This window comes from Shewanella sp. S1-49-MNA-CIBAN-0167, assembly GCF_040310145.1.
Classification (GTDB): domain Bacteria; phylum Pseudomonadota; class Gammaproteobacteria; order Enterobacterales; family Shewanellaceae; genus Shewanella; species Shewanella psychromarinicola.
In genome coordinates, this window is sequence record NZ_JBEOPO010000029.1 from 1 (window position 1) to 13,214 (window position 13,214).

The 13,214-nt window shown below is 40.6% G+C and carries 12 protein-coding genes; 8 read left to right on the plus strand and 4 right to left on the minus strand.

The genetic code is table 11. From position 1 onward, the window contains the following. The first annotated feature begins 71 nt into the window (after positions 1-71). The 4 genes from AAEZ00_RS13940 (at position 72) to AAEZ00_RS13955 (ending at position 4,247) form a co-directional block, all read left to right on the plus strand. The gene (locus tag AAEZ00_RS13940) at positions 72-989 is read left to right on the plus strand and encodes a DUF723 domain-containing protein (RefSeq protein WP_351088807.1); all 918 of its coding nucleotides are present in this window, start codon (positions 72-74) and stop codon (positions 987-989) included. 238 nt (positions 990-1,227) lie between these two features. After that, complete coding sequence (locus AAEZ00_RS13945; protein ID WP_351088809.1) at positions 1,228-1,539, plus strand: group II intron maturase-specific domain-containing protein; 312 nt, start codon at positions 1,228-1,230, stop codon at positions 1,537-1,539. A 305-nt stretch (positions 1,540-1,844) separates the two neighbouring features. After that, the gene (locus AAEZ00_RS13950; RefSeq protein WP_351088811.1) at positions 1,845-3,860 is read left to right on the plus strand and encodes an AAA family ATPase; all 2,016 of its coding nucleotides are present in this window, start codon (positions 1,845-1,847) and stop codon (positions 3,858-3,860) included. Between the two features lie 198 nt (positions 3,861-4,058). Continuing rightward, positions 4,059-4,247, plus strand: a complete 189-nt coding sequence (locus tag AAEZ00_RS13955; RefSeq protein WP_351088813.1) for a hypothetical protein — start codon at positions 4,059-4,061, stop codon at positions 4,245-4,247. Positions 4,248-4,583: 336 nt separating this feature from the next. On the opposite strand, the gene AAEZ00_RS13960 is transcribed toward AAEZ00_RS13955, so the two are convergent. After that, positions 4,584-5,243 (minus strand): substrate-binding periplasmic protein, encoded by a 660-nt coding sequence (locus AAEZ00_RS13960; RefSeq protein WP_124013692.1) that lies wholly within the window; start codon positions 5,241-5,243, stop codon positions 4,584-4,586. Positions 5,244-5,309: 66 nt separating this feature from the next. Beyond that, positions 5,310-5,759: an IS200/IS605 family transposase gene (gene tnpA / locus AAEZ00_RS13965; protein WP_124013301.1), complete on the minus strand. Its 450-nt coding sequence runs from the start codon at positions 5,757-5,759 to the stop codon at positions 5,310-5,312. A gap of 73 nt (positions 5,760-5,832) precedes the next feature. On the opposite strand from tnpA, the gene AAEZ00_RS13970 reads away from it, so the two are divergent. Continuing rightward, on the plus strand, positions 5,833-7,323 hold the full coding sequence (locus AAEZ00_RS13970) for an RNA-guided endonuclease InsQ/TnpB family protein (RefSeq protein ID WP_351088816.1): 1,491 nt from the start codon (positions 5,833-5,835) through the stop codon (positions 7,321-7,323). A 369-nt stretch (positions 7,324-7,692) separates the two neighbouring features. Here AAEZ00_RS13970 and AAEZ00_RS13975 read toward each other — a convergent pair whose 3' ends face one another. Next, positions 7,693-8,049 carry a winged helix-turn-helix transcriptional regulator gene (locus AAEZ00_RS13975; protein WP_351088818.1) on the minus strand — a complete coding sequence of 119 codons (357 nt, stop codon included), beginning with the start codon at positions 8,047-8,049 and terminating at the stop codon, positions 7,693-7,695. A 121-nt stretch (positions 8,050-8,170) separates the two neighbouring features. On the opposite strand from AAEZ00_RS13975, the gene AAEZ00_RS13980 reads away from it, so the two are divergent. The 3 genes from AAEZ00_RS13980 (at position 8,171) to AAEZ00_RS13990 (ending at position 11,277) form a co-directional block, all read left to right on the plus strand. Continuing rightward, positions 8,171-9,538: an aldehyde dehydrogenase family protein gene (locus tag AAEZ00_RS13980; RefSeq protein WP_351088820.1), complete on the plus strand. Its 1,368-nt coding sequence runs from the start codon at positions 8,171-8,173 to the stop codon at positions 9,536-9,538. An 81-nt stretch (positions 9,539-9,619) separates the two neighbouring features. Then, the gene (locus AAEZ00_RS13985) at positions 9,620-10,414 is read left to right on the plus strand and encodes a 2OG-Fe(II) oxygenase family protein (RefSeq protein WP_124013695.1); all 795 of its coding nucleotides are present in this window, start codon (positions 9,620-9,622) and stop codon (positions 10,412-10,414) included. Positions 10,415-10,695: 281 nt separating this feature from the next. After that, positions 10,696-11,277: a hypothetical protein gene (locus tag AAEZ00_RS13990; RefSeq protein ID WP_101032610.1), complete on the plus strand. Its 582-nt coding sequence runs from the start codon at positions 10,696-10,698 to the stop codon at positions 11,275-11,277. Positions 11,278-11,448: 171 nt separating this feature from the next. Here the strand turns inward: AAEZ00_RS13990 and AAEZ00_RS13995 are convergent, their stop codons facing one another. Then, a complete protein-coding gene (locus AAEZ00_RS13995) occupies positions 11,449-13,155 on the minus strand; it encodes an RluA family pseudouridine synthase (protein ID WP_124013696.1) in 1,707 nt (568 codons plus the stop codon). Positions 13,156-13,214: the final 59 nt, after the last annotated feature.

Below are 13,214 nucleotides of genomic sequence, written 5' to 3' on the forward strand. Positions count from 1 at the left end.
CATAGCAAATCTCACTTCTAGTCTTGATTTATACTATAAGAATAGGCCAAAACTGACTCAGATGCATAGGCATGTTACAAAATTTCATTAAAAAGGCGAATGAGATACATAATTATAAATATGACTATGTAAAATCTACTTCTATAAATTTAGTGAAAAAATTAGTTATAATATGCCAAGTTCACGGAGAATTTACACAACGCGTTGATACTCATTTAAGAGGTGATGGTTGTCCCAAATGTGGTTATATTGATTCCGCTGATAAAAATAAAATAAAAACTGATGAGTTTATACTTCGTTCTAAAGTTATTCATAATAATAAATATAACTATGATAAAAGTCATTGTGATGGAGGATATAGTCTTGTTGATATTAATTGTCCCGTTCATGGTTTGTTTTCACAAATAGCAAGCCAACACTTAAAAGGTTCAGGTTGTAGAGCGTGCTATGTTGATTCAACTCGTTTATCACAGGACATATTTATCCAAGAATGTATATTAAAGCATCAAGGTAAGTATGATTATTCTTTAGTTGAGTACAATACAATAAGAGATAAAATCATTGTTAAGTGCCCGGAACATGGGGCGTTTTTGCAAACCGCTCATGATCACAAGAATGGTGGCGGCTGTCCAAGATGCGCTGAATATGATAGAAATCTTGGTAATAAAGATCCAGAAACACCTTGTTATTTATATTACTTAAAGCTAAAAGTAAACGAATTGATATTTTATAAAATCGGTATTACGACCGTATCAATAGGACATAGGTTTCAAAGTCTTATAAACGATAATGTTATAATAGAGGAAGAGTATTCATTTTTAACAACCTTACATAAAGCGATTAATGCGGAACAACAAATAATATTTGAGTTTTCTAACCACAAGCTATTGATGAATGATGTTTTGAAGCATACCAGAGGTGGCACTGAGTGTTTTGCTGATAATATTATGGCTCTTTATAATATGTCTCCAGAAGACTTTATTGAATAATGAGATACAGTTTTTTGTGGCGAATGGCGATGTCTATATTTGACTTTGTAGTGGATTAATAAATTTGAGTGCTACTTTGTTAATCATTCGAACGATTTTTCGTAGGTCATGCCATCGATGTCCGCCGCGCCTTTATTGGTTTTCACTTGGCGAAAACGTCATTTTGTATTTCTTGGATTTGAGTTTTACTGGGGCAGAGATTACGAAAGGTAAAGCAAGACTCAGACGACGAACCGCTGTGAAGAAGCAGAAGGCGACGTTGAGCGAGTATTATCAATGGATTAAAGCTAAACGCTCATTAAAACTGAGAGAGTGGCTACCACAGTTAAAGCGAAAATTAGTCGGATTTAGAAATTATTTTGGTTTGCCAGATAACAGCCGAAGCTTATCGTATGTATATGACTATGTTCTTCATAGCTTATACAAATGGTTGAATAGGCGTAGTGGACGGCGAAGTTATAACTGGAGTAATTTCAAGAAGATGTTAGAGTATTTTAGAATTGAGAGTCCAAAGGTCAACAAGCGTTTGGTGTTGATTGATTGGTACTAGGATCGTGTTTTACACGAGTGAATATATAACTGAAGAGCCGGATGCGGTAGTTCCGCACGTCCGGATCTGTGTGGGGTCGGGTCAGTAATGGCCCGCTCTACCACGATAGGCTGTAGAATTACTCTTTGTTACGAAAATACAGCCTATTTTATGGGTTCCAAATGCATTACTAGTGTCTTAAAAGCGCTTATGATTGATTTCAGGATCTCGTTTTTTAATTGAATTTGGCTGTTAGAGTTATTCTATAATCTCGTTATATGTCCAAATAAACCGTCGCGACAGTCAGCCAGAATAAGGAAATATCTATGAGACTTATCAAAGCAAGGGTAGAAAATTATCGCAGCATTATTGATTCTGGCGAGTTTGATATTGAGCGATTAAAAACAATTCTCGTTGGTCCGAATGAAGCAGGTAAGACCGTATTGCTTAGAGCATTACAACAGCTCAATAAACCAGAAGACGTTGAGGGGTTTGATGCTCTTAGAGACTATCCAAGGTCTAAATATAATGAAATTACCACAGGTCAGGTAGATCCGAATAAAGTCAAAGTGGTTACAGGCTGCTTTGAGTTAGAGGATAGTGATAAAGCACTAGTACCCTCCGAGTATCATGGATGTCAATATCAATTTACTCGTATGCTAAACAACACGGCATCTCACACACTTATAAATGCACCCGATAGAAAAAAAATAATTGATATCAGAAAAAGCCTAGCTAGAATGGCTGCACATATGGATAAGCAGCACACCAAATTATCAGACTCGGAACCCGACACTAAACCCTCTAAAGAACTTAATGAATTTATGTCTAGTTGGCTTGACGGAAGTTACATTTCTGGCGAGATGGCAAAATCATTAAAAACATGGCTTGACAAGTTTTATGAATACGTCGAGGAGGATAATGAGCAAGAAGAAAAGAGACATGTAGATCTTCTTGAAATAATTAAATTCAATCAAAGCAGGGACGACGTGTTATCGACCCTCCATAAAAGAATACCCGTATTTATACTTTTTAATAATTATTTCAATGTAAAACCGTCAATCCATTTAGAGCATTTAGCACAAAGGGTTGATGGAAACCTCTTAGATGACAAATATTATGATTATGGTAATTTGTGTTTATTGAAGTTGCTTGGGTTCACTCCTAGAGAACTAGCTAATCTAGGCGCAACACCTAGCCCAAATATTAATGATTCAGTCGCGCTTAAATCTTATCGGGATAAACTTGATACTAGGTCATATCAGCTTAATGCGGCAAGTGTAAGATTAACTAAAGAGATTAGATCTGTATGGATGCCAAATCCAGAGAGACCTGAAGCAGACAAGCTAAAAGTAACAGCTGATGGACAATACCTAAAAGTGGTAGTTGAGGATGACCTTGGCGTTGACGTGGAACTAGATCAAAGGTCAGAAGGGTTTCAATGGCTTGTATCTTTTTTTGTTGTGTTTTTCTCCGAAGCTATGGATAAGCACAAAAATGCGATTTTGTTACTAGATGAGCCAGGGATGAGTTTACACGCACTGAAGCAACGGGACTTTAGAGAAACGATATCTCGACTTTCTGAGGGGAATCAAACCCTATTTTCAACTCATTCTCCTTTCCTTGTTGGTCCCGATGAACTTGATATTGTTCGAGTTGTAGAAATGAAAAGCAGAGAACAGGGTACAGTTGTTCATACCACGTTATCTTCTGAGGATCCCGCCGGAATGCTGCCTCTTCAAGAGGCTCTAGGTTACGATCTTGCCAGTAGTGTATTTTCACAGCAAAGAAACCTGATTCTAGAAGGAATAACTGACTACTGGTATATCGAAGCAACCGCTGAACTCTTAAAAGAGTCTGGGAAAATAGCTATAAACAATAAAATCGCACTCGTATTTGCGAATACAGCTGGAAAAGTTGTTTACTATGCAACGATCCTACATGCCCATAAACTGAAAGTTGCTGCCTTGTTAGATTCCGACAGTGCTGGTGATCAAGCTGCCCAACAGGAAAATCTTGTACATGCCTTAGGTAATAAAAATATCCTGAGGACAAAAGATTATTGTAATGTTGGTAAGGCAGAGATAGAGGATTTGTTGAGAAGTACATTGGTAAGTATTGTTAAGTCTGAATACGGAGTTGATTTATTGGAAAAATCAAAGCAACAAGCAGAGAGGCCAATTGTAGAGCTTTTCTCAAAAGAAGTTGATGGATTTTCTAAATATAAATTGGCGAAGGCATATATACGTTGGACAAGAAATCACACACTAGAAGATCTTAGTGCCAATGAGATTTCTCAGTGGGAAAAACTTATTGAAGCAATTAATAAGTCTTTAAAATAATACTAGAAATGAAAACACATAACAAAAACAGTCAAGGCGACGCCAATAAAGCAGCGTGCTTGCTGTTGGCGTTACCTATAGAAATTTAACCTTAAACTCACAAACTAGAATTAATGTATTAACTCGAAAATGTCCAAAAATGGTTTAGTAAATGGCCCATTTATACCGATAATACAATTTTTGTAAGAGGATTCCTTTGTGGAAAAACATGGCTCTGCAAAAGGTATTTTAAAGGATATTAAAATAGACGGTTCTTTAAATGATGATGAATCTTTGCAATCTGCCATAGATGAAGATTGCGAAATAGCTGAAATAGCTGAAATAGCTGAAATAGTTTATCGGCGACGTGATCAAGAAGAAATCGAAATTGGGATTGATGACTTGTAATAGTCTTTAATGAAAACTAACTGTCCATTACTAACTTCTAGATGAATTTATCCAAAGTACCAATAGAGATTGTTTGCATCTTTATTTCTGTCCAAAAGTGAACTAGTAAGATGTCCTCTTAACTGTAATAAAGTTACAAATCGTTGTTATAGGCTATTAGAAGTCGCATCGATTTGTCAGACTATGCGTATATTTTATGTCAAAGTATGAGTTATTCATTTTTATAAGTGATTGAATCTTAATATGCAGCTATGTCAGACTTTGCTTCCAGCGACAAATGTAGGTTTGTTGATGGCTATTCAAATTAGTCTTTTGATTTAGCCGCTCACTCATCGTTTAGTTAAGATTGGGCGGGATATCCATACTTGCTGTAGCACTTGAGTTAACTTTTTTGGTATCAGAGCCAGGAAACCACTTGGCAACAACATGGTTAAATTCGCCGTTTTCTTTGATGGTGTCAAACGCTTGTTGCATTTGATTAAATAACTCAATGCGGGTGTCTTTGTGAGTTGCTAGCCCTAATGAAATTTTGCTAACAATAAATGCCGGAGTAAAATCGGCATGATTAAATCCTAAGTTTTTTACTGCTTCATTAAAACCAATTTCATTGTTGTAATTTAAATCAACGCGGCCAAATTGGAGCATGTTTACCGCAGTAGTTTGGTTGGTCACTAAATATACGTTGGCATAATCATGTTCAATGTTTAAGCGATCCAGTGACACGTCATTGCGAGATAGCGCTATGTTGTACCTGTCGATATCATCTGGATTAGATATATCGATATCGGTTCTTGCGGTTTGTTTGTAAATCGCGTCTTGTACCGTGTAAAAATCGCTTACCCATTTAAAAGACGTTAAGCGTTTGTCGGTTTTCCCAATTGAAAAAATAAACGTATTAGGGTGCTTTTGAGCATTTCTATAGGCCCGACTCCAAGGCATCATTTGAATATCGATATCAAAATTAACATATTGCTGGGTAGCGTGTAAGATATCAATTGAACATTTTTAGGGCGCATTCTCGCTTGCTTTAGCTGCGAGTTAAGCCTTGCGTAAAGCGAAGCTTTACTGTTTGCTTATTGCTTTGCTTTGCTTAATGGATTTATCAGAGGGAGGCTTCTTCTGATTGTCAATATAAGCAGCTACCTGTTCCAAATTTCCGCCACCACATGAAACTACACAATAGCTTGGTGACCAAAATTTACTACCCCAAAGTTTGGTACGAATACTTTCCCAAAACTCTCTGCGAAGTACATAACTAGATTTACCTTTTAGTTTTCCAACTAGATTTGATACAGCCACTTTGGGGTGTACCTGCACCATTAAGTGTACGTGGTCAGCTTCAAAACTGTATTCCATTAACTCACATTGCATTTGTAGGCAAGTCTCGGAAAACACCTCTCGAAGACGCTCTCCCATTTCTAAAGTAAAAACCGCTCTTCTGTATTTCGCAACAAAGACTAGATGGACTTGGTTTTTATAGATGCAACTGCGTCCTGTTCTCCACTCGTACATATAAACCTCACGCTTGATTTGCTATGCAAAGTAGTCTAGTCTGTTTATAAACACATTACAAGGTAGCTTACGCATGGCAATACGCGGTTTTAGTATCAATATCTCTGACAAAACAAGTAGCCGTCAGGCTACTTGTTTTGCTCAGTGGATCGGTGCTTCTAACGTAATGCGTAATCAAAAAAGATCAGAGTATGTTGGTCTGCTTGCTGAAAGCAAGGGCGACCAGATTAATCAAGCCTACAGCCACATACGCACAAATAAGGAACTGCCTTTTTTAAAGGCAATTCCTGTGCAGATAATGCGTAACGCAGCAAGCCTTGTATTTGCTGACGTAGAAGCTTCACGCAAAGGTTTACGTAAGTTTCCTAAGCAAAAGGGGCGCGGCAAAAAACGCAGTGCTTTGATCACAAAAGAGCTGTTTATGCTTGAGCCGTTAGGCGAAAGTAAAACGCTCTTAACCATCTTTGATAATGCGACCAAGAAACGGCAAAAGTTGTTTTCAATTCAACTGGATTACGTACCAGATCAACTTTGTAAACAGTTTAGGATCTCAAGATTAGGCAATAAGTTTACTTTCTCGGGTTCGTATAACGACGGTGTAGACTCACCCACAAACGAAGAATTACTTAATGGCTTTGTAGAATACAATGACGATGATTTGCTTGCGCAAATCACGGGCATCGACCGTGGTGTTGTTCTCCCTGCTTGTACAAGTGAGGGCGCACGCTACGCTTATAATCCAGCACAAGTTGCTAAACTGAAAGCTATCGCTAAGAAAAAAGCGCATTATCAGCGCCTTTTAGCGAGTAAAAAACGCTTAAACAAAAATAAAAACAAGCACCGCTGTGAGTCTAAGTCACAACAAAATTTAGCGACTAAAATTTCTAAATTAGATAGCAAAACAGCTAATGTTCGTGAGAACTTTTGCCATACAATTTCTAAAGAAATTGTTATACAAGCCAAACCTATTATTAGCTTAGAAGATTTAAAGCTGACCAATATGACGCGCAAGGCGAAGCCTAAGCGTGACTCAACAGGTCGTAAATTTATCAAGAATAATGGTAGAGCAAAGAGTGGTCTAAACCGCTCTTTACTTAATGTATCTCTCGGCAGGCTTGGTATGTTTATTACGTACAAAGCGAACGACTACGGCAAAGCCGTCGTAGCAATAAACCCTGCTTACACGTCACGAACGTGTCACATTTGCAAAAAGAAACACACCGTCAGACCAAACCAAGCTACGCTGGTTTGTCTAAACGGGTGTGGTACATTTAACGCTGACGAAAATGCAGCGATAGTAATAGCACAACGTGCAGTACCTTACATCAAAGAGTCTAAGTTTGCTGATAAAGCAAAAACTCGTAAGAATACTGCAATCAGGAAGAAAAAGGCGGTATCACCGCCACTGGTGAGCGAACTGTCATCAGTTAAAAAATCAGGAAAGTTAGAGGCTGTTTCTTCGGAAATGTCACCTTGTTTGCTAACGCAAACAAGCCGACGTAAGACCACCATCAGGCGGCACGCTGTGTACCAAGCTTTCTTACAACAAGTGACATTAACTTAGTTTTTGTCTTGGAAACTCGATAGCTTTAGCTACGAGTAGTTCATAAACCAACTAATTGACCTTGCTGATTTTGAGATTGAAATGGCGAGTATGCCTCAGTATAAAAAGTCACTTTTTCTTTTGCTTCACTAACGAGCGAAATAAGCGATATCACCACAATAGTTATAAAAGTGAAAAGAGACCTAATCATGAAATAGGATTACCTTAAGCCGAATTTTCCGCGCATCTTATCCTATTTATTCTATATATCAACGATCCTACTCATTATAGTTTATTACTGGATGTTGAAAAGTTGTAGACAGTGGTGTTTCTTATTTTGGTTTTTTAGTTTATGTCTTTGTTATCGTGATTTATTTACCACTGATTCAGTTACACCACATATTCGTCTGCCCAATCTTTTAAGCGCTCTAAAATATCCAATGCGGTACGGCCAAGATCGGTAATGGCATAAGACACTGCAATAGGGCGATCACTAATCACATGGCGAGTAACCAGACCTTGGGTTTCTAATTCTTTAAGACGTTGATCGACCATTTTCTTACTGGCGCCGCCTAACATGCGAGATAAATCATTAAATCGTACTGGACCATCTTGCAAGTGCCATAGTATTGATGCTTTCCATTTTCCGCCTAACACTCGCATTCCACGCTCAACTGAGCAGGGTTCTGCGCAAGGGTTGATAACTTTTTTTTGACCGTTATTCATTGTTTCAATTGTTGTTTTCATTTTTTCAACTTAAGTTAGCCTAGGTTACTAAAAGTATACTGGTTGCTTTTGTATCCTATTGTATCAAAATAGACTTAATTCAGGCTAGTGTCATTTTTGTCCCATTAAGGAATATTTCTCCATGGCAGTATTAACCTCTTACGATCCGGCGAGTTATCACAAAGCCGATGACGGCCAACATATTGAAGCCACTGCGGTTGGCAGTGTTGAAACCTTAGCGATATCTCAGTTACCTGAGGTCATTGCCAATGCCCGAGTCGCGCAAAAAAGTTGGGCGAGTTTGTCGCTCATTGAACGTCAACAGTATCTGGTCAAGGCCTACCAGCAACTTGTGGCGGTACAAGATGAGCTGGCAAGATTAATCGGCCAAGAAATGGGTAAAGATTATCGCCGTGCCACTTATGAAGTGGGTGGTACGGTACAAAATGCAGCGTATTTTGCCAGTGAAATAAGCGATGCATTAACCACTGAGCAAGTTGATAACCGCACTGAAATACAATATCGACCATTAGGTGTTGTGGCGGTGATTTCGCCATGGAACTATCCGTTAGCCATGGCCAATAACTTGCTGATGCCAGCACTTATGGCCGGTAACAGTGTGATATTAAAACCGTCGGAACAGACACCATTAGTGGCTGAGTTGTTTATCAATACATTGAATAGCGTACTGCCAACAAATGTGCTGCAACTGGCACAAGGCGATAGATCCCTTGGCCAAGCTCTGGTGGCGGCAGACATTAATATGGTGGCATTTACGGGTTCTATGGCGGCAGGAAAGCACATTATGGCCAATGCGGCAGCGGGCTTAAAACGCTTAGTGATGGAGCTTGGTGGCAACGATCCCATGATTGTGATGGCGACGGCCAACATTGACGCAGCGGTCAGGTTTGCAGTAGCCAGTTCGTTTGAAAACGCCGGACAAATGTGTACCTCAACAGAGCGCGTCTACGTGGATGAACGTATTGCCGATGAGTTTGAACAGAAGGTGGTGATGCTGGCCAGCCGTTATCAAGTCGGTAAATGGGATGAAGCCAATGTAAATATTGGTCCTTTAGTGAACCCAATGCAGCACCAAAAAGTACTTGAGCAATTGCAAGATGCTAAAGCCAAAGGGGCGAGTTTTTTACTTGGTAGCGATGATTATCCATTACCGTTTATTCAGCCAACCGTGGTTAGCGGAATAACGCCAGAGATGTTAATCGAGCGCGAAGAAACCTTTGGCCCTGTGGTCGCTATCAGTCGTTATAAGCACATTGACGAGGCCATAAGCAGAGCGAATGATAGCCATTATGGTTTAGCTGCAGTGGTGTTTGGTGGCCAGGGCGCTAAAGCGGTTGCTGAGCAACTTGAGGCTGGCATGGTGGGGGTTAACCAAGGTGCGGGTGCCGGTAATGCGCCATGGGTTGGCGCTAAGCAAAGTGGTTTTGGCTTTCATGGTACTGCTGCAGGGCATCGTCAATTTGCCCAAGTACGCGTAATGAGTTATTAAATTTTTGAGCTGGGCAACATTGATTAACCCATTTTTTGGTGAACAATCGCTGGCCCATTTTATGGTTAAAGGTATAAAAAAATGAACACAACAAGTGAAAATTCAGCTTATTTTGTGGTGGCACGTGAACCCGGCGCAGAGCATCCGGCGTTGCCAACGTGGGCTAATTATCAAGCCAATATCGCAGAGCTTAACGATGCAGAGCTGACGCAAACAGAGCGAACTAAGGTGAGCAAAAAAATGTTAGCCGAAGTGCCTGGTGCTTTTCAATTACTCAATGTGTTGTCGGCCGATGAGTGTAAACGGTTAATTTCGGCCAGCGAGACGATGGGCTTTTTACCGGATGCCGCAGTGTCACTGCCTCGTCATGTTCGTCATAACGACAGCTTAACTTGGGTGGTTGATAACACCACTGAGCAAGTCATTTGGGATAGGGTTAAGCATCTTATGGATGACACCTTAGGCATTTTTGATGGTAAAGCCGCCTTAGGATTAAATAACCGTTTCCGTTTTTACCGTTATAACGAAGGCGATTTCTTTAAGCCGCATTCAGATGGTTCGTGGCCAGGCAGCCAAGTGATAGACGGTGAATTAGTGCGAGATGCTTTTGGCGATCGTTACAGTCAGCTGACTTTTTTAATCTTACTGACTGAAGACTTTGAAGGTGGTGCCACCCGATTTTTAGTCAATGCGGATAACCCTAACTTACCGGCAAAACACGGCGATAATGTTAAGACCGTGGATGTCAGAACCCCAGCGGGGAGTGTGCTTTGTTTCCCTCACGGTATGCATCCGCTGCATTGTATTCATAGCTCTGAACCGATTTATCAAGGGATTAAATACATTATCCGCACCGATGTATTGTTTGAGCTGTAGACATAACGATTAAGCGATAAATAATATGATGGGTTAGCTTAACAATAAGCTAACCCATTTTTATGGGGCAATATAAATGATGTGTAGCGTCCGTTACGCTTAACGGAGAGTGGTTCTATATTAGAGAGAACAAACGTTACGTTTATCTATCTCTAGAGGCGATCAGCGCTATTCAATTAACTCTTTATTAACCAAATTTAATCCGTCTCAGTACTTGCTATTTTAGTGACGAGGTTATCTAATTGTGCCGCTTTCTCCACCACATTTAAAGAGGCGTTTACATGAGAGCTGTGCTGTGTAGTTTGTTGGTTGTGAGTGTTGTTTGCCTGTCTGGATGTGCAGCAACGCAAAATAATTTTGCATCCAAAGTGAAAGCTGAAGGTGAGCAACACCTCGACTTGTCCCAGCAATGGGAACAAGGTCAAAAAGACGTTAAAAATGGCAGCAGCTTGTTAGTTGATGGCCGGAATTTGATCGGCAAAGGTAATACGAAAATCCGTGAAGGAGAAAAGCTGATTATCGTTGCCAAAGAAGCGGCACAACAACACCGTGTTGCATTTCAATTGATGGCGAGCACGTTAAACGGTGCTCAAAATGGCGCACGAGCACTGGTATTAGTTGAACGATTAGACGATATTGCCGATCTTTGGGAAGATGCCGACGACATGTATGCAGACGGTAAAGAACTTATCGAAGACGGTAATACCAACCTAGCAGAAGGCCAGAGTTCCATTGAACAAGGTCAAAATATGCTCACCAACGGTCGCACTAGAATGCAGCAAGCTGAATCTCAGTATCAGCAACGAACCGGTCAAGGTTTGGTTGAGCAAATGCATTTAGAAGAGCAGCCTCGTCAGTTCTAGTTAGCGTAAGTCATCATCAAGGCGAGTTAACAATGAAAACCGATATTGCTGACCCAATATCGGTTTGCTGTTTTTAATGCTTTGGCTTAGTGCTTTGGCCTAATGCTGTGGGCTTAGTGCTGTGGGCTTAGTGCTGTGGGCAATAAACTAAAGCGCTTTGCTGTTAAGCCATTATTCAAAATCGGCTTTTACTTCAAACACCATTGCTTCGCCGCTCACCGGGTGATTTAAGCCTAAATACTGGGCGTGCAAATGCAGTCTATTAGCGACAACCCCGTATAAATCATCGCCCACAATCGGCATGTGCAATCCGTCATGATGAGCGCAATGGATGCGCAACTGGTGGGTGCGACCTGTTTTAGGATACAAATGCAGTAAAGTGCGTTTTCCTTGACGTTGATACACCTGCCAAAATGTCTCGGCATGCTTACCGTATTCATAGCACACGAGTTGCTTCGGCCTGTCGTCTAAATCAACCCTAAGCGGCAAGCTAATGTCGCCCTCATCTTGGTCCGGCGCACCTTCAATGAGGGCAATATATCGTTTGGTGACAACGCGCTGAATAAACTGCTGTTGCAGGGCTTTATTGGCCTCTTTGGTGAGCGCTATTACCATTAAACCAGAGGTCGACATATCGAGGCGATGGACAATTAATGGCCCGGTTGCATTAGGATATTGTTGCTGCATGCGGCTAAATACCGAGTCGGTAATGTTTTTACCCGGAACCGATAACAGTTCAGCGGGTTTATTAATAATGGCCATCGTCTCATCTTGATAAATAATATCAATCGGTAAGTCTTTACCTGGATTAATCAGTAACGGGTCATCATCAACCTGCATGCCTGTTAACATATGAGTCAAAATCGGGCGGCATTTTCCGTGGCAAGCAGGGTAGTAGTTTTGATGTTGTTTGATTTCAGATTTAGGTGATGACCCCCACCAAAACTCCGCCATGGCAATGGGGGTTAATTGATGGCTAAACGCATATTGCAGCAACTTAGGTGCAGCACATTCGCCAGCCCCAGCGGGCGGTAAATGATTGGGAGCATCATTAAAAATATCGTTTAAATCCCGCGCTTCACCTAAGGTATTTAAAAATTGATACTGGGCAAATAGCTTTTTTTGTAAGCCATTAGACAGTTGTTTACGCTGATATTTAAGCTGCTTAATCTGTTGTTGCAGGCTACCGAGTTGTGATTGTGTCGCGTCTATTAGAATCTGCCATTGTTGCTTTAACCCGTTAAGCTGGTGCTTTTGCTGCACGCTTTGACGGCTTAACTCAATCGACAATCTTTTATACTCATCGGCACTTATGTTTGATAGCGCTAATGCCGAATCTGCTTGCTCACGCTCTATTTTTCGTTGTTTGCGACTTGCCACAATTAAACCGCGTTGCTGCTCAAGTTCGGTGGCAGATTGCTGTTGTTGCTGATGTGATTTCGCGGTTAGCGTCGCCAGTAATGGATTGGCTTGTTGCTGACTAATCGACAGATTAATTTGATTAATCTGTTTATTCTCGGCACTAAAAAAACTGTCTTGGGTTAGCATGTCAAATACTGGCGGCACAAACGGTGGCAAGATATTTTTATCAGCCAATTTACCCGAAAAAGCTGCTAAAAAACCGATATTCCCTTGAGGATTTTTTACCACCAACACACCAAACATTTTACCAATCACCATACCGCGATCGTTTACGCTGTCTAAGCCAAAGTTATGTTGCCAAGGGTTTGATATAAGTAAGTCTTGTTGCAACTGCTCAGCAGCCTGCAAACATATTGGGTGTGGCTGATAATAGAACGGAAAGGTAAACGACTCAGGCTGGCTGTGCTCAGCAATACTGTGATTAAAAGGAATAAAATACGGGTCGTTAACAGCCATTACACACACTCACAGTACAAAAGGGTCGCTATTTTACCCCGTAGCGGTTTGTGATGCAT